The organism is Zhongshania aquimaris, assembly GCF_019312595.1.
GTDB classification, from domain to species: domain Bacteria; phylum Pseudomonadota; class Gammaproteobacteria; order Pseudomonadales; family Spongiibacteraceae; genus Spongiibacter; species Spongiibacter aquimaris.
Window position 1 is genome coordinate 534,922 of record NZ_JAHWDQ010000001.1, and the last position, 19,086, is coordinate 554,007.

At 50.1% G+C, this 19,086-nt stretch carries 16 protein-coding genes; 5 read left to right on the forward strand and 11 right to left on the reverse strand.

Going from position 1 to position 19,086, the window contains the following annotated elements; all coding sequences use genetic code 11:
• Positions 1–89: 89 nt before the first annotated feature.
• Positions 90–1,727 carry a SulP family inorganic anion transporter gene (locus KXJ70_RS02575; protein ID WP_219041888.1) on the reverse strand — a complete coding sequence of 546 codons (1,638 nt, stop codon included), beginning with the start codon at positions 1,725–1,727 and terminating at the stop codon, positions 90–92.
• Positions 1,724–2,392: a carbonic anhydrase gene (locus KXJ70_RS02580; protein WP_219041889.1), complete on the reverse strand. Its 669-nt coding sequence runs from the start codon at positions 2,390–2,392 to the stop codon at positions 1,724–1,726. The genes KXJ70_RS02575 and KXJ70_RS02580 overlap by 4 nt, the downstream gene beginning before the upstream one ends.
• Before the next feature lie 119 nt (positions 2,393–2,511).
• Here KXJ70_RS02580 and KXJ70_RS02585 point away from each other — a divergent pair, with 119 nt between their 5' ends.
• Positions 2,512–3,453: a hydrogen peroxide-inducible genes activator gene (locus KXJ70_RS02585; RefSeq protein WP_219041890.1), complete on the forward strand. Its 942-nt coding sequence runs from the start codon at positions 2,512–2,514 to the stop codon at positions 3,451–3,453.
• Here KXJ70_RS02585 and KXJ70_RS02590 read toward each other — a convergent pair.
• The 7 genes from KXJ70_RS02590 to KXJ70_RS02620 form a co-directional block, all read right to left on the reverse strand.
• Entirely contained in the window at positions 3,450–5,621 is a 2,172-nt protein-coding gene (locus KXJ70_RS02590; RefSeq protein WP_219041891.1) for a PQQ-dependent dehydrogenase, methanol/ethanol family, read from the reverse strand. The genes KXJ70_RS02585 and KXJ70_RS02590 overlap by 4 nt on opposite strands.
• Before the next feature lie 59 nt (positions 5,622–5,680).
• On the reverse strand, positions 5,681–6,187 hold the full coding sequence (locus tag KXJ70_RS02595) for a lysophospholipid acyltransferase family protein (RefSeq protein ID WP_255558167.1): 507 nt from the start codon (positions 6,185–6,187) through the stop codon (positions 5,681–5,683).
• Between the two features lie 204 nt (positions 6,188–6,391).
• On the reverse strand, positions 6,392–7,222 hold the full coding sequence (locus KXJ70_RS02600; RefSeq protein ID WP_219041893.1) for a crotonase/enoyl-CoA hydratase family protein: 831 nt from the start codon (positions 7,220–7,222) through the stop codon (positions 6,392–6,394).
• A gap of 2 nt (positions 7,223–7,224) precedes the next feature.
• Complete coding sequence (locus KXJ70_RS02605) at positions 7,225–7,782, reverse strand: nitroreductase family protein (RefSeq protein WP_219041894.1); 558 nt, start codon at positions 7,780–7,782, stop codon at positions 7,225–7,227.
• Positions 7,782–8,300 carry an SRPBCC family protein gene (locus KXJ70_RS02610; RefSeq protein WP_219041895.1) on the reverse strand — a complete coding sequence of 173 codons (519 nt, stop codon included), beginning with the start codon at positions 8,298–8,300 and terminating at the stop codon, positions 7,782–7,784. Before KXJ70_RS02610 ends, KXJ70_RS02605 begins: the two co-directional genes overlap by 1 nt.
• A gap of 120 nt (positions 8,301–8,420) precedes the next feature.
• Complete coding sequence (locus KXJ70_RS02615; protein WP_219041896.1) at positions 8,421–8,837, reverse strand: PilZ domain-containing protein; 417 nt, start codon at positions 8,835–8,837, stop codon at positions 8,421–8,423.
• Positions 8,838–8,968: 131 nt separating this feature from the next.
• Positions 8,969–10,846, reverse strand: coding sequence for a beta-ketoacyl synthase (locus KXJ70_RS02620; RefSeq protein ID WP_219041897.1), 1,878 nt, complete (start codon positions 10,844–10,846; stop codon positions 8,969–8,971).
• A 104-nt stretch (positions 10,847–10,950) separates the two neighbouring features.
• Between KXJ70_RS02620 and KXJ70_RS02625 the strand changes: the two genes are divergently transcribed.
• From KXJ70_RS02625 to KXJ70_RS02640, 4 genes are all read left to right on the forward strand, one after another.
• A complete protein-coding gene (locus KXJ70_RS02625) occupies positions 10,951–11,940 on the forward strand; it encodes a GlxA family transcriptional regulator (protein ID WP_219041898.1) in 990 nt (329 codons plus the stop codon).
• A 156-nt stretch (positions 11,941–12,096) separates the two neighbouring features.
• Positions 12,097–13,275, forward strand: a complete 1,179-nt coding sequence (locus KXJ70_RS02630) for a thiolase family protein (RefSeq protein WP_219041899.1) — start codon at positions 12,097–12,099, stop codon at positions 13,273–13,275.
• Between the two features lie 144 nt (positions 13,276–13,419).
• A complete protein-coding gene (locus tag KXJ70_RS02635) occupies positions 13,420–14,253 on the forward strand; it encodes a CvfB family protein (RefSeq protein WP_219041900.1) in 834 nt (277 codons plus the stop codon).
• Positions 14,254–14,298: 45 nt separating this feature from the next.
• On the forward strand, positions 14,299–14,715 hold the full coding sequence (locus KXJ70_RS02640; RefSeq protein WP_219041901.1) for a pyridoxamine 5'-phosphate oxidase family protein: 417 nt from the start codon (positions 14,299–14,301) through the stop codon (positions 14,713–14,715).
• A 26-nt stretch (positions 14,716–14,741) separates the two neighbouring features.
• On the opposite strand, the gene KXJ70_RS02645 is transcribed toward KXJ70_RS02640, so the two are convergent.
• Positions 14,742–17,858, reverse strand: coding sequence for an efflux RND transporter permease subunit (locus KXJ70_RS02645; protein ID WP_219041902.1), 3,117 nt, complete (start codon positions 17,856–17,858; stop codon positions 14,742–14,744).
• Positions 17,855–19,084, reverse strand: coding sequence for an efflux RND transporter periplasmic adaptor subunit (locus tag KXJ70_RS02650; protein ID WP_219041903.1), 1,230 nt, complete (start codon positions 19,082–19,084; stop codon positions 17,855–17,857). The genes KXJ70_RS02645 and KXJ70_RS02650 overlap by 4 nt, the downstream gene beginning before the upstream one ends.
• Positions 19,085–19,086 lie beyond the last annotated feature (2 nt).

Genomic DNA, 19,086 nt, shown 5'->3' on the forward strand with positions numbered 1-19,086 from the left:
GGCCTCGCGGCCGCCTTTAAATCACTTTCATTTCAAACCATGAACGACAACAGCAACGGGTGGATAAACTCCACCCGAGTGCTTCATACTTACATAGCAGCAGCGCCGATTACCGAACCTACACGGTTATCGTTCGCCTTAATCGCAGACTGCGCGGCCTCTAGCGCTTCTAAACGCGTTGCATAAACACCGTTACCAGGCATACCCTTGTTCATCCCAGTAAGAATCTTTTGCACAGCAGCATTCATTCCAGCCAAGTACAACAGCTTACCGCTGCTAGCGGCATCGCTCGCAATGGTCTCTACGGCCAAAACCGCGGACACATCAAGGAAGGGAACACTAGAGAAATCAAGTATTAGCACTCTTGAGCCAACCTCACTGTGCTCTCGAACATGATGACCTAGATCAGCTGCCGCGCCAAAGCTCAGCGGGCCACTAAACTCAAACAGTGCGACTCGATCTCCGCACTCCGCTAAACACGCCTTCTCCACTTCGGAATCAAGATGTTCAGGCATATTTTTAAGACTGGCAATCTGCAGCTGCCCCACTTGCTTCACAAATGCTAAGGCGGCCAATACCACGCCTGCTGCAACCGCGGTAATCAGATCAACAAATACTGTGAGCGATAATACCAACACCATTAAAGCAAGATCCCAGCGCGGACCATGATTAGCGCGTTTGATATAACTCCAGTCGATTATGTCTAAACCCACCTTCACCAGAATACCCGCTAGCACAGCTAGAGGAATATTAGAGGCGAGCGGCCCCAAACCAAGCACAATGGTTAGCAGCAGCAGCGCGTGAACCATACCCGAAACCCGAGTTTTGCCACCGGAACGAATATTTACCACGGTGCGCATTGTTGCACCCGCACCCGCGATGCCACCAATCAGCCCTGCAACCGTATTACCAATACCCTGACCAATAAGTTCGCGATTACTGTCATGGCGTTGACGGGTCATATTGTCGGCGACCAATGAGGTCAGCAAACTGTCAATTGAACCCAACACCGCCAAAATAAATGCGGCCTCCATGATCAAAAGCGCCTTACTTTGCTCGAAGACCGGCCAGTGCAAGCTTGGCAGCCCTGACGGAATATCACCTAATACGGGAACATCGAATAAGAAAAATGCCGCCAATGTGCCGATAATTAAAGCGGCGAGTGGACCCGGCAAATATTTCCCTATCCGAGTTGGCCAAAAGAACACCAGCGCTAATGTACCCAAACCCAGTGCAAGATTGGCAAAATTGATATCCATTATTGCATTCGGCAACTTCGCCATTGCACCTAGCGGATCCCCTGGCGAGTCGTGCCCCAACAGCGGCCCCATTTGCAGAATTATAATAATAGCGCCGATACCCGTCATGAAGCCTGAAATGACAGGATAAGGAACTAGACGAATATATTGCCCAACACCGAGGAAGCCAAACACAATTTGCAGCACCCCGGCCAACATAACGGTAGTAAATATCAGGGCAACATCACCTGATAGGCTAGCGAACAAACCCGCTAGCACCACGACCATTGGCCCAGTTGGACCAGAGATTTGCGACGCTGTACCACCAAACAAGGCCGCAAAAAAACCAACCGCAATAGCGCCATAGATGCCAGCCATTGGCCCCAATCCAGATGCGACACCCAGCGCCAAAGCCAGCGGCAGAGCCACCACCCCCGCTGTTATACCACCTGTGATATCACCAGCTATGGTGTCTCGATTAAATGTCATACGGCCACTCCCTGCTTGGCAGCTAACTGACCATCAATCAAATGACTGTAGGCGGAGTCCATTAATTCAAACTGCTTCCGCTCTTCGTTGTAACACTCAACCTCACCGCTAGCGATATTATAAATCCAGCCGTGCAGGCGAACTTTTCCACTTGCGAGCTTTGCCGCTACAGCAGCGTGGGTGCGCAAATGCTGTAGCTGAAGGAGAACGTTTTCTTTGGAGACTTCGTCTAAATGGCATTTATCAATATGGCCGTGTCGCTCTTTTACAACCTCGCGGGCTGCCCGACAATGCCCCAGCCACTCTTTGACATGCGGGAGGTTGTCTAGGGCGCCAGGATCTATCGCGCCCTTCATCGCGCCGCAGTCACTGTGCCCACACACCACAATATGCGATACCCCAAGCGCCGCAACAGCAAACTCGATTGATGCTGTCATACCGCCCGTTTGATTGCTGTGGGGCGGCACCACATTGCCGGCATTACGGCAGATGAACAAGTCCCCGGGTTGGGTTTGAGTTAGCATGCCTGGGTCAATGCGCGAGTCGGCACAAGTGATAAACAATACTTCAGGATTTTGGCCATTCGCCAGTTTTCGAAATGCAGCCTCCTTGCCTGGATACACCTCGTTTTGAAACTTAGCAACACCTTGAATAAGTTCTTCCACAACCACATCCTCGTTAATGAACAATCTGGAGTCAATTTCGAGATGATTATCCTTTGATAGTTTAATAACAAGGTATAGTATTTGCTGATATCATTAAGTTATCAGAAAAAGGCGCGATCATGGCATCAAAAATAAGCTCCCCCAGCATAAAGCAGCTAAATTATTTTGTTGCAGTAGCCAAGCATGCGAGCTATCGGCGTGCCGCCGAAGAACTGAGAATGAGCCAGCCGGCCCTCACAAACCAGATAGCGATCCTTGAATCCACGCTCAATACTCAGCTTTTTGAGCGCTCCAGAGCGGGGACATTGCTTTCACCTAGCGGCAGAGATTTACTCGACGCCGCGCGGCAAGTGTTACTCAGTATGAAAGAGTTTGAAGACATGGCCGCAGCCAAAATCGACGGGCATCAAACAACCTATCGCCTTGGCGTGCCACCAACCGTTGGCCCTTATTTACTGCCCCACGTGCTACCAGATCTGCATGATCTGCACGTAAACTTAAAACTATACGTTCGCGAAGCGACCCACCGAGAATTGCAAAAAGATTTATTAGATGGGGTTTACGACTTAGCTATTGTTCCACTGCCGCTGACAATCCCCCAACTTGCGATGACCCCATTATTCATCGAGCCACTAAAATTTGTCGTCCCGATAAACCACCCCCTCTCCGGACAGAAGAGCATTACACCAAGTAAATTACGGGGGGAGAAAATACTAACCCTCGAAGAAAAACATCATTTTCATTTACAGGTGCAAGAGATATGTGAACGTTGGGGCGCCGATCTTCAGCGCGACTACGAAGGCACTAGCTTAGACACATTAAGGCAAATGGTCGTTATGGGAATGGGCGTAGCCTTTTTACCAGGATTATATGTGCACTCCGAAATGCACAACCCAGAAGCGCTCTATGTATGCGAGCTTCGCAATATACCGATTTTGCGAAAGCACGCCTTGGTGTGGCGGGCCAATTCGCCGAATCGGGTTTTTTACAGAGAATTGGCCGCCGACCTTCGCACAATCATTAACAATCGATTGTGCGATGTTATCGTCGCAACGCGTTAGCTAAAACTCATCGCAAAACCAAGCAATTTTGCGACAATACCGTAAAACCACGTTTTAATAGAAATCAACCAACTTGGCTGTGCGCGACTTTCTTTGTCGACGTTGGCTTGCTCTATAATATACGCGTGCAATGCAAAGGCATCGTCTTCACTTAACACATCAGAAAAGCCCACCATACCGGCTTTTTTCATCACCCCATCTAAAACTATGGCGTTAAAATTATCATGGAACGCCTTCGGCAAATGGCGCAAATCTGGAATCGCACCGTTAGAAATCGCTTCTGTACCATGACAGGCATTACAGTAGGCATAGTACAAACCACGCCCCTTCTCCAAAATTGCTTCGTCATCTGTTAAACGCGCAGGCGGCTCAAACTTTTGCTTGAGCGGATTCGCAGGTAGCTGCGGCGCACTGCCACCTAATTTAAATGTCAACACTCTACTTGGTGGCGGAGCAACATCATTTTCCAGACCGGCAATCAGACCAAATGCCCCCCCCCAACCCGCCAGGATCGTCACATATTGCTCACCATCGACGGTGTAAGTTACCGGCGGTGCCATAACCCCGGTATTCGCTTCAAAGGACCAAAGCTTTTCGCCATTGTCTGCACGGAAAGCCAATACCTGACCTTCTGCAGAACCCTGAAATACCAGACCACCGGCGGTCGCTAGTAAGCCGCCATTCCAAGTAAGTTTATGCGGCACCTCCCATGCTGCCTCTTGCTTTACCGGATCCCATGCCAATAAAGAGCCCTGGGTGATTTTGCTTGTTAGAAACTGCGCAAGAATTGGGTCAGAAACAGATTGCTGTTGCAAATATATACCTAAATTCCACTGCCCCCACTCATGCAAATATTCGTCTACCGCCTTATATTCAAACAAGCTATTAATTACAGGGATGTAAACCAAGCCGGTTTGAGGGCTATAAGCCATCGGCTGCCAATTATGCGCCCCCATAGATGAAGGTCTTATAATTGTTGGCTCATCCAAAAACCGGGCGTTTTCAGTTTCCACTGGGCGCCCCGTTTCAAGGTCATAATGACTAGCCCAATTAATATCACCATAGGGCTCAGCAGAGAGCATTTTGCCACTCACCCTATCTATAACGAAAAAGAAGCCATTTTTAGGGGCATGCCATATGACTTTACGTTGCTCGCCATTTACATCCATATCTGCAAGCATGATGTGTTGAGTTGCGGTGTAGTCCCACGATTCCGCCGGCGTTTCCTGATAGTGCCAAATGTATTCGCCGCTATCAGGATTCAAGGCGACAACGGATGACAAATATAAATTATCCCCCCCTTCTGGGCTGCGAATTTTCGCATTCCAAGGAGAACCGTTACCCACACCAATATACAGTTGATCTAATTCGTTATCATAAACAATGGAGTCCCAAACTGTGCCACCACCGCCGTACTCCCACCACTTACCGGTCCAAGTTTTAGCGGCAGCTTCCATTGCATCATTTTCGAAACCGTCCGCGGGGTTAGCAGGTACCGTATAAAAACGCCAAAGTTGCTCACCAGTATTTACGTCATAAGCACTTACGTATCCACGTACACCGTATTCAGCACCGCCATTGCCAATAAATACTTTGCCTTTGGCGACACGAGGTGCGCCAGTAATGGTGTACGGATAAGCCGTGATATCAGCCGTTGCCACTTCCCAGAGGTTTTCTCCGCTGGCCGCATCTAACGCGATCAGACGCGCATCAAGAGTGCCAAATATAATCTTGCCTTCATAGGCCGCCACACCGCGATTCACCACATCGCAACACGCCATTTTTGCCCATTCTCTGGGCACCTGCGGGTCATATTTCCAAAGTAACTTTCCGCTTCGCGCATCGAGTGCATAGACCACACTCCAATTACCTGTTACATATAAAACACCATCGATAACAATTGGGGTAGCTTCTAGGCCGCGGTTAAAATCTGTATCGAAAGACCATGCCAAACTTAAATCAGCGACATTGCCAACATTAATTTTATCAAGTTCGCTGTAGCGCTGCTCTTTGTAATCTTTGCCATAAGACAACCAATTATCTGGCGAATTAGCGATAATGCTTTCGGTATTAACTGTCGCCGAAGTGTCCGCGAAGACAAATAACGAATGGAATATTGCGGCAACACAGAGTACCGATGACACAATATTTCTACTCAGTTTTAACATGGTAATTTCCCGCATTTTTTATTTAATTTTTTCATATATATTTCGAGCAAAAACTCAGTTTAAGCCATCTCGGGGTTAAATCCGACCTTGTCTTTATAAAACGACTTTATTTCCGCGATATCTTTTTCGTAGTCGCCGGTCGGATAGAATGCCTTTGCAATACCTGTCGTTCGGGTCTTGGTATCAAGAAATCCCAAATAGATCGGCACACCGGCACCAACCGCAATGTGATAGAAGCCCGCCTTCCAATTTTCAACCTTGCTACGAGTGCCTTCAGGCGCAATCAAGACCATTAACTCATCGCGAGCAGTATACTCCGCCACCATTTGATCAACTGTATTGTGTGCCGTCCGGCGGTCTATACCGATACCACCCAGCCAGCGCATGACCACCCCGAGAATCCCCTTGGGAAACAAGGTGTGCTTGCCCACCCAGTGCGGGTCTAAACCTAACACAAAGGCAACTACCATCATGGTTGGGAAATCCCAGTTACTGGTGTGCGGCGCCGCAATCAGCACGTATTTTTTCTCAACGGGCTTTACACCTACAATTCGCCACCTGATCAAGCAAGTAAGCGTTTTAAATATCACACGAAAAAAGCCGCTCACTATAGGCGTGTTAAAAATTGTACGGGTTTGCATGAGTCGCGGTCGCTCAACATAGACAGAGGGCGAATCCGTCGCTGTATTTATTTTGGTTACAGGGAGTTTACCAACTAGCAGGGCCAGTACAAGCACCCCGCTGTTCGGCGGAGGGAAATTAAACGATTCTTAATCTTTAAAGTCTGCGGTCTTGCCTTCGCTGGTAGCTGTAATGGCTTGCATCACGTCTTCAAAGCTGAGCATGCCACCATTCCATGTGGCCTGATAATCAAGAGCGTCAGACACACTATGATCGCGACTATAAAGAAGCATTTGCTTGCTGCCACGGATCGCCAAAGGGGATTTACGGGCAATATCCTGCGCCAGCGCGGATACGAATTCGATCATTTCTTCATAGTTGTCAAAACGGCGATTCACTAAGCCAATTCGTTCGGCTTCAGTCGCATCGACATTGCGACCAGTGTAGGCCAGTTCGCGCATCACACCAGCAGGAATGATATGCGGCAGGCGCTGCAACGTGCCGACATCAGCAACCATACCAATGTCGATTTCTTTAATTGAGAATTTGACGCCATCGCTGCAATAGCGCATATCACACGCGCTGATAATATCGACACCACCACCCACACAACTACCTTGTATGGCCGCCAGCACTGGCTTACGGCAGCGCTCAATAGCCGTCAAATTACCCTGCAAACGCAAAATAACGGCTCTAAACCATTCAACAAAGCGCGACTTCTCCATGCCCTCAGCTGATTGCGCCAATCCAGCAAACATGGCTAGATCAATTCCTGCACAAAAGTGTTTACCTTCACCACACAAGACCACGGCGCGGACGAGGGGCTCTTGATCCAACCACTCAAAACACGCTTGAATCTCATCCCACATGGCTTCATTCATTGCGTTTGCCTTATCTGGACGATTTAAGGCAACCCATGCAACGTGTTCTTCCATTCGCACTTTTAAGGTGGTGTAACTCGGCGGAACGACACTGTTCATTATTATCTCCACTCTTTCATAAAATCAGTCGGCAGCATTTCAGGTAAAGGCTTGGCTGATCCCTCACGTGTCCCCATGTACAAAAAGCCGGAAATCTCTTCGTGGCTCTCCAGCCCCAACCCCTTGTGAACGACGGGATCAAATGCATTTTCGCCCGTCCGCCAGATGGCAGCATAGCCTAGGGCTTCGGCTGCGAGCAATGCACCGTGAGCGGCACAGCCGGCCGACAACTGTTGTTCGATAACCGGCACTTTGGGGTGGTCTTTGATACAGGCGATCACCACCAAAATCAGTGGCGCACGCAAAGGCTGCAGTCGAAAGCGCTGGCAATCAGCTTCACTTAATTCCCTGTTGCGTTGCATAGCGGCAGTGGCAAACAGCTCACCCAAGGCGCTCAAAGACTCCCCTCTCACCACTAAGAATCGCCAGGGACGAAGACGACTGTGATCTGGCGCGCGGCTAGCCGCTGCAAAGATCTCTTCCAAGTCTTCATCCTTTGGCCCAGGCGCACACAGTTTTGCCGCAGAGTTACGGGTCTTAAGTAATGTTAAGGCTTCCATCAGGCGGCTTGCCTTGCGTTAATCCGCAGTTGCTTCAATTGCTCTGGCTTCACCGGTTCTCCAGTTTCATAAAACTGCTTCATGCTAATTGCCACGTCGCGAATAACACCACGAAATGTTTTATGTAATAGCCGCGAGTGTAAAAACCGGCCCAATGCGCCCCAGCGCATGTCAAACATTAAACTCGTAGTCAGCGCAGTACAGTTATGCCCGGCATCGTCAAGACGGTAGCGAAATGCCGCATTAGCAAATGGCGGCGGCGCGCCTTTTTCGCCGCGATGAAGCCGAATTAGAAAGCCGTGGCCCTCATTCCACTCAACGATAGTCTCATCCATGCCCTTGCCAGACGACTGAAAGACTCGCCGGCTTGCACCAGGGCCCTCAGCCTTCTCTGTTGTAATTTCCGTGTGGGTAATTCCAGGTACATAGTTATGGGCAAGTGATAAATCTTTGAGCAAACTCCAAGCCTGCTCCCTCGGCATATTTATCACGACTCGCGCAGCCGCCTCATGTTTCATTGTCCATTTCCTCTGGGCAAAAAAAATCCCCCGAACTTGCGGGGGACCTATTCAACCATGAATTTAATTAGCTGTCTCGACTTGATAAACATCTAGCCACAGTGCAAGCCTTTCATGAACTTAAGAAAATCGTCGGTCAAAATCAGCTGCGTAGCTCTCTATCCACTCCACGGCAGCATCTTCGGGCTCGAGCACTCGCCCTTCCAACTCCTTGACTTCGCGCCGGTAGTTTTCAATTTGACAGACTTGCTCAACCATACGCGTGCGATAGGCATCTTGCTCCGTCTCGAATTCAACGCCTAAACGATAACTCGCACGCAATGGGCGGCACCACACCACATGACCCCGGCCAGCGGGCTCATCTGATAGCGACGGCACATAAAAATTAATCTTGCTGCCAACATCAATTTTACTGGCAACGTCAAAAGATAGCCCAGCAACGCTAAGGTCTCGCAGACAGCCACGACGGGATCCGGCTTCCCCTGTCACCTTAATGGCGACGGGAAATTCGCTGGAATGACGGATAAATTCCCGCATACCTCCTCCCATTTGACTCTGTTAAAAACACGGTAATTTACCAATGAGTAAGCCACACAGCCTGGGCTTAACCTATCCGTATTTACCCCTGCTTTGCACCACAGCCAAGAATTGGGCTACGGCTCGGCGACTTATTCCTTCGAATCCAGCCAATTGGCATACGGTGACTCAAACTCCAGCGCGACTTTTTCGGCCCAGCCTTTAATGCCAATTCCAGCACGACTTAGTGCAAGGTCGCCACCATCAAGTACATTTTCGCCAAACTGGTACTTAACGCTGAAGCCCGTTTCACAGGCCGCATCATCATAAGCAGCCGCTTTTGTCTGCACTTCCTCGCGCCGCCCCAAATAAGACTGCCACACATGATTGCCGTGGCGCCCCTTGAGCATTTTCTCACTCAATATGGGTGACAGCAGCGCAACGCTAGCATTATTGCCGCCGAACCCCTTGGCATTAAGGATACCGACATCAAAGCTGTCCGGCTCAAACTCCATGTGCTCCTTTTGCAGACGTAAATGACTCTGATGAACATCATCTGCAATATGATCGATGGTTGCGATACCCGGTAATATATTGTCGTGCCAAATCCCAAGACTAGCGATAAGTTGGTCCCCGGATGCTGCACCAATGCTATGACCGATATAGGCTTTGATCGCCGCCACCGGCCAATTCTCGATACCAAATATTTTGGCGGTCTCATTCAAAATATGTGATTCAGTGACGCGATTCTGCGGGGTGCTGGTGCCGTGCGACTGAACAAAGCTGCGGGTCTTTATTGCCTTGTCACCAATAATACCAGCCGCTGCAGCAACTGCCTTTGCCATGGTTAAATAATTGCCGATACCCGGTGACGATATTGATTTTTTATATCCGTCAGCATTGGTAAATACATCGGCTACAGAGCCATGAATTTGTGCGCCGAGCTGCAAAGCCAGCTCATCGTCGAACAGCACAATAAACTGCGAGGACTCAGAAATCGTAAAACCGCAATTACTGCTAAAAGGGCGGCTAGCGCGGCGATAATCCGGCTCTGTTAAGCCTTTTTCAGCATCGAGCTTTAACAGCTCGGCATCAGATGCCAGGGCACCCATTGTGTAGTAACCATCGATAACCCGCGGATCAACACCGGATTCCGCTACGCCAACCACGGCCACTTTAATAAGACCATTGCGAATGTCGTTAACCGCTTGACGCAGATTATAAAAGAAGGTCGCGCAGGCACCCAAGCTTGGCCCACTGGTACCAACGTTACCCAAGACATAGGCGCTCACAAAATCGGCCGGCATATCGGCCAAGCCCAAAGCGAGCTGCTTAGAACTCACGCGACCGCCGTTGGCGCGTGCGCCTAGTAGGCCACCGAAACCATTGTCATCCAACTGTGCCATTGCCGAGCTTGCGTACACCCCCATTTGATCTGGGCGAATACTGTCCATCACCGTCTGCCACTCTATCCCCATGGATTTTAGGGCGTCAGAAGCGCCACAAATGGCCATTTGCAAACCGCGCGGATGGTTTCGCGAACCATACAGACTAGCCGGATCAAAACCAGTAGGTAGCTGCCCAGCCGAAGACACTTCGATTTTACGCGTGGTTGGCAACAACATATTGCAGCCATCGCTCACGCTTACAGACACTTTGCCGTCGCCTAATTCTGTGACTTGCCAACCGCTTGGCAAGCTGTCAGGCAAATCTCGCGCACGGGTCACAAACTGCAACACGCCCTCCGCGCCAGATAGCGCCATACGCTTATTCCACGCAACATGCTCGGTATCAAAAATATTACCCTCGATCTTGCGAATTAAGGTATGGTCGCGCATGTACTGACGCTGTGCTTCCGAATCGATTTGATCACTCGGGACGCCCATTATCGCGGCCAAACTTTGGTAAGTTCGCCTCGCCTTATCACCGGGTAATGCATCAACCACCATTCGGCGGTAGCCGTGATGAAATGAACTACGACCGGCAGCATTAACCCCGCCAAAACCCACGATAACTGGTAACTTACTCACGCTAATTCCTTACCGACAGCACAATATAATAGAACGCTAGTCTATCGATGTTATGTACTTTGAAATAGAATATAACCGCCAATAAATGAGATGATTACGCCAACATGAAGCAAGTCGCCCTGCTCGCCTTTAACGACGCACTCGCCACCAGCATCAGCCTACCCAGTGAACTGCTGACAGCGGCAAACAGCGTGTCGAGGCTAGATAGTCGGAAAGCTATCATCAGCTCCGAGTTTGTTGGTCTTAACCGAAAGCCAATAAGTGTTTCCGGTGGCATGGAAATGCTACCCGGTACCGACATCAGTAACGGCAAAGAATACGATTTGATCATTATTCCCAGCCGCTGGCGTCACCCGCATCGCGGCGCGCCCACGCAACCCGATGTGCAACGATGGCTACGCAGCCACGAAGCCCGTGGTGCAGAAATTTGCGCGGTGGGTAACGGCAGCTATTTCCTCGCTGAGGCGGGTTTATTAGATGGCCGTGTCGCCACCACCCACTGGCATTATTTCGATGATTTTGCCGCCCGCTACCCCAATGTAGTCTTGCATCGCGACTATCTGATTACCCAAGCCGACAATATTTTTTGCACTGGCAGCGTCAACTCCGCAGCTGATCTGGTCATTCATCTCATTGACCGCTATTGGGGTGCATCGATTGCCAGCCGTGTCGCCCAGCAATTTTCACCGGAAAGTCGACGGCCTTTCTCTCGCAATAGCTATCGCGTCAATCGCAATGACTTACACCGCGACGAAACCATCGCCTTGGCGCAAAATTGGTTGGCGCGTTATATCGCCAACCCGCTTAATATTCCCGAATTAGCGAAACAAAGCGGCCTCAGCGAGCGCAGCTTTCACCGCCGCTTCCGGCAAGTTACCGGCCTACCACCTTTACAATATTTACAGAAGTTACGCATAGAGCTAGCTAAAGATTTACTACAAAACAGCAACTTAAGCGTCGAAGAAGTGGGGCAACAGTGTGGCTATAGCGACGCCAGCTATTTTTGTCGTTTATTTAAACTACACAGCAGCACCAGCCCTGGTGAGTATCGCCGTGCCGTGCGCCGAAAACTCTTTGAAGTGAACAAATCATAATACCCGCTATTCCTCAGCGAAATGCCGCCAAGCCTTGAAAATCGGGGCTTGGCGTGGCTAAATGTGCCGCCTCTAAAAATTCCTTCTTCTTAAAATCGACGCCTGAAGATCGCTTTATTTTGCATCTCGGCGGCAAACCAACAGGGAAATCATCCTATGTCTGACTCCGTATATATTGTCTCCGGTGCCCGTACCCCCATGGGTGGCATGCTCGGCTCGTTAAGCTCTCTAACCGCGGTAGAACTCGGCACAACAGCCATTGCCGAGGCGGTTAAGCGCGCCAATATTGATGCAGGCAAAATCGAAGACGTCATCATGGGCTGCGTATTGCCCGCAGGCTTAAAGCAAGGCCCAGCGCGTCAAGCCGCCATCGCCGCGGGAATTCCAAAATCCACCGGTGCTGTTACCGTCAACAAGCTGTGTGGTTCAGGCATGCAAACCACCATTTACGCCCACGACCAAATTAAAGCGGGTAGCTGCGACATCATCGTCGCCGGCGGCATGGAAAGCATGACCAATGCGCCACATATTGTATTGAACGCCCGCAAAGGCGTTGGTACCGGTGCCAAAGGCTTTGAAGACCATATGTTCTTTGACGGTTTACAAGATGCCTACTCGGGCCGAATGATGGGCAGTTTTGCGCAGCAAACCGCCGACGATAATGAATTTACCCGCGAGCAAATGGATGCCTACGCGATTGAGTCGCTAAACCGCGCCTGCGCCGCGATTAAAAATGGCTCACTGAAAGCAGAAACCGCGCCGGTAACGGTTACCTCACGCAGCGGCGAAACTATCGTCACTGACGACGAACAACCGCTCAAAGCGTCCATTGAGAAAATTCCGACCTTGCGCCCCGCCTTCGCGAAAGACGGTACCATCACTGCAGCAAATGCCAGCTCAATCTCTGATGGCGCATCAGCAATGGTATTAATGAGCGAAAAAGCGCTCAAGGAAACTGGTGCAACGCCAATGGCACGCATCGTTGCCCACACTCGCCAATCCTTAGAACCAGCGCTCTTCACCACCGCGCCAGTGGGAGCAATGCAAAAACTATTGGCAAAAACGGGCTGGAGCAAAGACGACGTCGACCTCTGGGAAATAAATGAAGCCTTTGCCATGGTAACCATGTTGGCGATTCGCGACTTGGAACTCGACCACGCCAAAGTTAACGTCCACGGCGGCGCATGTGCCCAAGGCCACCCCGTTGGGTCTACCGGCTCGCGTATCATCATCAGCCTGATGTACGCACTGAAGCAATACGGTAAAAAACGCGGTGTCGCCTCACTTTGCATTGGCGGTGGTGAAGCCCTTGCGGTTGCGATTGAACTGGTCTAATTAGCAAGCCCTTATGCGGCCAGTGATTTTTCTGGCCGCGCTTTGCAATACTCCTCTTATTTCCTCAGCTAGATTTTCGCTCACACCTACGCCAGCTAGCGTATAATCCCAACACACTTTTCATCCCCGCATGAGGACTACCCCATGACCGCGATCGGTCGCACTAGCCGTCTTAAAATTAACCGTCACACCCCAGCAGGATTTTATTTAGACGGCGGCAAGCTAGGGGATGTTTTCTTGAGCAGGAAAAATGCACCGGAAAAATGCGAGTTAGGCGATGAGCTAAACGTATTTATTCATCATCACAGCGATGGCAGTTTAATCGCCACCACTAAAACACCCCTTGGACAACTCGGCGATGTGATATTGCTTAAGGTGTCGCAAGTGAACGATACCGGTGCTTTTCTAGACTGGGGTTTAGAAAAAGAATTGCTCATGCCCTATGCGGAACACATGGGTGAGGTCGTTGCTGGCAAAGACGTACTGGTCAAAATCTACCTTGATAAAAGTTATCGCATTGTTGCCTCAATGAAGCTTGACGAATTTATTGAAGACACCGCGCCACATCTTCAACGTGGGCAATCTTTCACGGTCACTGTAGGCAACAAAACTGAACTGGGCTACAAGGCCGTGATAGAAAACCAGTATTGGGGTTTACTCTACGACAGCGACCTAGTTCGTCCACTGCGCCGCGGAGAAACCTTAACCGCCTATGTTAAAAAAGTCCGCGATGACGGTCGCATCGACCTAAGCATGCAACCCGTTACGGCGGTAACAAACAATGATATTGCCAGCAATATCATCGCTCAACTAGAAGCCAACAACGGTTTTCTAGACGTGGGAGACAAAAGTCCGCCAGAGAAAATTTACGCCCAATTTGGCGTCAGTAAGAAAATTTTTAAACAAGCTATTGGTCGTCTTTACAAGCAACAACGTATAGCGATCGAAGATGGTGGGATTCGACTAGCGAAAGCTTAAATTTCGTCCTGCCCGTACACAATAATCAGAGCGAGAAACCACGACATGGATGCACTGGCATTTTTGAAGGAGCAACACAGTCCGCTAAGGTTGGCGGTTATAGATAGCGATGGTTTTCCAATAGTATGTTCGCTTTGGTATATCGTCGATGGCGAGCAAATTCTTTGTGCGAGCCATGCATCTGCAAAAATCATCCGCGTTTTAAAAAACAATCCACACTGCGCCTTCGACGTGTCTGTCAATAATTCACCGTATCGGGGCGTAAGAGGCAAAGCCATTGCCACTCTCGCAAAAGACAGCAATGGACTGGTACTGACTAAGCTGATCGATCGCTATGTCGGGGACTCACAGCCCAGCTTGAAGAAATGGTTGTTGAGCAGAAGTGCTGATGAGTATGTCATCAAACTTGAAACGAAGACCCTGTCTGGCTGGGATTACGGAGATAGAATGCAGGGCAGCTAGACCGCCCTGCAGGAATTACCCTGACATCATTTACTGCGTTTTACTTTCTCGCCGAGCGTCGCAAGCAAGACATAAAACAGCGGCACAAATACCGTCGCCAAAAAGGTCGCCAGCAACATGCCGCCGATCACGCCGGTACCTAGTGATATGCGACTAGCAGCGCCCGCACCACTGGACAAAGCCAAAGGTAAGCAGCCCAAGGTAAATGCCAGTGAAGTCATCACGATGGGACGGAAGCGCAATCTAATTGCCTCAACGGCTGAATCCGCTATAGTCATTCCTTGTCGCTGTTTTTGCATGGCAAATTCAACTATCAATATGGCATTTTTACTCGCCAAACCGATCAAACAGACCAGGCCGATCTGGAAATAAATGTCATTTTCCAAGCCTCGCATCCACGTTGCCAATATGGCGCCCAACAACGCAAACGGCACAGCCAAAATAACCGCTGCGGGAATGATCCAGCGCTCGTACTGGGCCGCCAGAATTAAAAACACCATCAACACCGCTAATACAAAAGCTTGACTACCAGACCCACTAGACGCTTTTTCTTGGTACGAGCTGCCCACCCACCCCAAATCAAAATCGGGACCCAAGGCTTCGGCCGCAACTCGCTCCAATGCGGCTAAGGCGTCACCAGAACTATAACCTTCCGCCGGGCTACCCATCACTTTCGCGGCGGAAAAACCATTAAAGCGGCTAACCGTGTCAGGTCCGACAATTCGCTCAACCTGCAGCAGCGAGCGCAGTGGCACTAAACTGCCCGAGTCTGCCCGCACAAAGACCTTTCCTAAATCATCCGGCGAGGTTCTAAAGTCCTCTTCTGACTGAAGGTTTACCTGGAAGCTGCGGCCATACAAGGTGAAATCATTGACGTATAAGCTGCCGAACGTCGCCTGCATTGTGCTGAACACATCCGCCACTGGCACGCCCAAGCTCAGGGCTTTCTCACGATCAAGCGTCAGTCGGTATTGGGGCGTATTAATATCGAAGGTAGTGTTTACACCAACCAATTCAGGCTGTTTATTCGCTAAAGCCAGAAAGGCTTGCAGCTGTTTATCCATTTCAATGAAGTCACTGCTACCGCGATTTTGCACATAAAATTCAAAGCCCCCCGTACTACTCAAACCAAGAATCGGTGGCGGATTAAAGGCGAACATTTGACCATCTAATAGATCGTCACCGAGCCGAGGTAAACTTTTGGCCATCCCATCCGAGCTCTGCCTTGCCTCTCGGCGCTCATCCCAATCTTTTAGCATAATAAATGACACGCCGGCATTGGTCTTTTGTGCCGACGCCAGTAAATCAAAGCCGGAGAAAGTTATTAGACTGCGCACTTCATCCTGTTCAAGAATGCGCGTGTTCATGGCATCGGTCACCGCCATAGTCCGCGACAACGATGCGGCCGGTGGCGTCTTATACGCCATCATGATGTAACCTTGGTCTTCGCTCGGCACTAAACTGCTTGGCACAATACTGAACAAATACCACAGCCCCAACATCAAACCGGCAAACACACTTAAACCAATGAGACGGCGCTCTATCATCGCCCTGGTAACGTTCACATAGCCGTTACGAAGCACAGCAAACCAGCTATTAAACCCGCCCAGAAAGCCAGCACTAGCCGGTGCGTGCACCTTGCTTTTTAACAGCATTGAGCACAGCGCAGGCGTCAAGGTTAACGCCACAACTCCCGACAGAATAACGGAAACGGAAATGGCCACAGCAAACTGGCGGTACATCTCTCCAGTTAAACCATCCATAAAGATAACCGGTAAGAACACCGCGCACAGGACCAGAACAATTGCTACTAATGGTCCAGAGACTTCTTCCATGGCCCGCTTAACCGCCGTGTCGGCGTCTACGTGCTGCTCTTCCATTATTCGCTCGACATTTTCGATCACGATAATAGCGTCGTCGACAACGATACCGATAGCGAGTATCAAGCCAAACAGCGTCAATAAATTAATAGAAAATCCGACAATATAAAGCCCTGCAAATGTACCAATGATTGACACTGGAATCGCCAGCAGGGGAATAATAGTTGCGCGTATGTTTTGCAAGAAAATAAACATGACTAGTACAACCAGTACCAGCGCCTCTATGAATGTAATAATGACTTCTTTAATCGAATGCTCAACGAAGACCGTTGTGTCAAATGCCAACGTTAACTCAATTCCCGGAGGTAACTTTGCTTGCACATGCTCTAACACCTCTTGAGCCTGCTTCGCCGTTTCTAAAGCGTTAGCGCCGGGCTGCAAATACATCGCCACCGGCACAGCGGGCTGGCCATTAAATGCCCCCTGGAATGCGTAGTCCTTTGCGCCCAGTTCGACACGAGCAACATCTCCCAAATGCAAGGTGGCACCTGAATTATCTGTACGCAAAATAATATCTTCAAATTCGGATACCGTTGCTAAACGCCCCTGAGTCGTGACCGTATAGGTGAACGGCGTATCTTGAACCAGAGGTTCAGCTGCGAACTTTCCCGCCGCAAAATTCGCATTTTGCTCTCGCACCGCTTGCGCCACATCTGCAGGTGTTAGGGCAAACTCTGCGAGGCGATCTGGCTGCAGCCAAATCCGCATCGAGTAATCTTTTGCACCCAATAAGCGAGCGTCACCAATACCAGGTAAACGACGCAGTTCGTCAACAATATTTAGCAGAGCGTAGTTACTTAGATAGATTGAGTCGTACTGCGGATAATCTGATGTCAGCGCGTAAATCATCAGAATATTTGAAGAGCGCTTACTGACTTGAATACCCAATCGTTTTACCGCTTCCGGCAAGCGATTTTCCGCTACCGCAACGCGGTTACTCACGTTGATGGCAGCTTGATCCGGATCTGTTCCTGTCGCAAATACCACGCTAATACTCACCGAGCCGGAGGCCGACGCTTGCGTAGACATATACAACATACCGTCAACGCCGTTTATTTGCTGCTCTAGCGGTGCGGCTACGGTCTCAGCAATTGTCTCCGCATTGGCGCCCGGATAGTTAGCTGAAACAACAATTTCTGGCGGCAAAAATTCTGGGTATAAAGAAATGGGCAGACGACTCATTGCTGTCGCACCACCAAGTAAAATCATAAGGGATATAACGATTGATAGTACCGGGCGCTCAATAAAGAAACGTGCGTTCACTCCGCCTCCCCCGCCACCGCAGACGCGCCCGCTCGCGGGGAATCTGGCTTACTAGAATCTATTACTACCGCCTCGCTCGGTATCGGGTCCGCCGCTGGAACCTCAAGCTCGTTGGGCGAAAGCACTGCGCCGGGCTGAACTCGCGAGACACCGTCGATCACAATAAGATCACCGGCTTCAATACCTGACTCAATAATGACGCCGTCCTCTGCGTCCATACCTAAGGTAACACTGAGCATTTCTGCCTGATTGTCACTACCCACTTTATAGACGTATGTCCCCTGTGCGCCCTGCAATATTGCACGTGCAGGTAACACTATCGAATTTAGGCTTATTAAACCGTGCAACTTAACGCGTAAAAACTGCCCGGGTAATAAGGTGCCATCAGGGTTGGGAATAATGGCGCGCAACTGCACCGTTCCTGTTCTGCGATCAATGGCACTTTCGGTGAAATTCACTTGGCCGTAATACGGATACGTCTCACCTTGGCCAACAAGGATCTCCACTTCCCGCTTGCCTTCAAATGCCGCTTCGCCACGATCAATCATTTGCCGTATGCCGAGCACTAATTTATCTGGCAATGACACATTAATCCACAGCGGGTCAAGCTGGGTTATGGTCGTTAATAAGCTATTTTCTGGACCGACCAAACTACCTTCTGAAACGGCCTCGCGACTGGTGATTCCCGCGATGGGCGCTTTCACCTGGGTGTAATCAAGATTAATTTTGGCCGCCTGCACTTCTGCTTCAGCCAGCTTTACCGCGGCCTTAGCAAAATCCAGATCGGATTCAGTATCGTCGCGTTCACGACGACTAATGGCATTGGTTTTAATCAACTCCTGCGCACGCTGCCAGCGACGCTCAGCGGCTGACAAACTGGCATTTGCCTGGGCCAACTGCGCTTTTACACGGTTCAATGCCACCTCAAACGGCGCAGCGTCAATCTCGAATAACAGCTGTCCGGCCGCGACCGCCTGCCCCTCGGTATAAGCGCGGCGCAATAAAATACCTTCGACACGCGCTCGAATTTGCACTTCCTTAGAACCCACGGTCCGCCCAGGGTAAAGTCCACCAATCGGCACCGAGTGCTCAACCGCGCGAAGCACATTGACCTGAATAGGAGGATGAGCTTGCTGAGCGGGACTCTCTTTACTGCAGGCAACAAGAAGACAGAGAGTAAAAACTGAAAGTAGGATGGTGGTAAAACGGGACGAAAAAGAAAGCACTA